The sequence below is a fragment of the Rothia sp. L_38 genome (genome assembly GCF_050689125.1).
GTDB lineage: Bacteria > Actinomycetota > Actinomycetes > Actinomycetales > Micrococcaceae > Rothia.
The window spans coordinates 1-939 of the sequence record NZ_JBOEQD010000034.1 but is presented as its reverse complement, the minus strand read 5'-3'; the positions used below and the strand labels follow the sequence as shown (position 1 = coordinate 939).

Annotated in this window: 2 protein-coding genes; both read left to right on the top strand. The window is 56.9% G+C overall.

Annotated elements, in window-relative coordinates:
• A partial coding sequence (locus tag ACRCJM_RS11975) for a transposase (RefSeq protein WP_431465086.1) occupies positions 1 to 356 on the top strand: 356 nt, incomplete at its 5' end.
• Positions 353 to 939: IS3 family transposase (locus ACRCJM_RS11970; RefSeq protein ID WP_431465085.1), on the top strand; the 587-nt coding region annotated here is incomplete at its 3' end. The genes ACRCJM_RS11975 and ACRCJM_RS11970, both read left to right, overlap by 4 nt.

Genomic DNA, 939 nt, shown 5'->3' with positions numbered 1-939 from the left:
CCTTCCACCCACACCCCACCGGAAGGAATAATAAAACCATGCCCAACAAATACCCCCAAGAATTCAAAGAACGAGCGGTACGACTCGTCGGTGACCGACTGAACCACCCCGACGCCCCGTCCATAACCGCAGCAATCAAAGACATCGCCCCTCGGCTAGGAATTTCCCACAACACTCTGGCCCGCTGGTGCAACAACGCCGCCCTCGACACCGGCAAAGAAATCACTACTACGAGTGACGCGGCGGCCGAAATCAGACGCCTAAAACGAGAAAACGCGGAACTACGCAGGGCCAACGAAATCCTGAAGACAGCCTCAGCTTTTTTCGCAGCAGAGCTCGACCGACCGGCCCGATGATGATCCGCTACATCAACACTTATAAGGATCTTTTCGGGGTCGAGCCCATTTGCCGAGTCCTATCCGAGCACCTTGACGGTGGCTTCATGACGGCTAGCGGCTATTACCGCGCAATGAGCCGTGTCGCTTCAGCCAGGTCACTCTCCGACCAGCTGCTCATCCCCGAACTGGTAAGAATCTACCAGGAGAACTATGGAGTCTATGGCGTGCGCAAAATGTGGCAGGCCATGAAACGGGCAGGCTGGGCTATTGGCCGGGACCAAACCTACCGGCTCATGCGTGCAGCTGGTATTCAGGGTGTGCATCGGGGCCGTAAGCCTGTGACCACCAGGGCTACCAAGGCTCCTGATCACCGCCCTGATCTGGTCAACCGCCAGTTCACCGCTAAAGCGCCGAACCGCTTGTGGGTCGCGGACTTCACCTATGTGCGCACAGGTAGTGGCTTCTGCTACACGGCCTTCATCACTGATGTGTTCAGTCGAAAGATTGTGGGTTGGGGTGTTTCCTCGAGTATGCATACCTTGGGCATGCCGCTGATGGCTCTCAAGCAGGCTTTGTTTGAAGCCAGGCGGTCAGGGTCTGA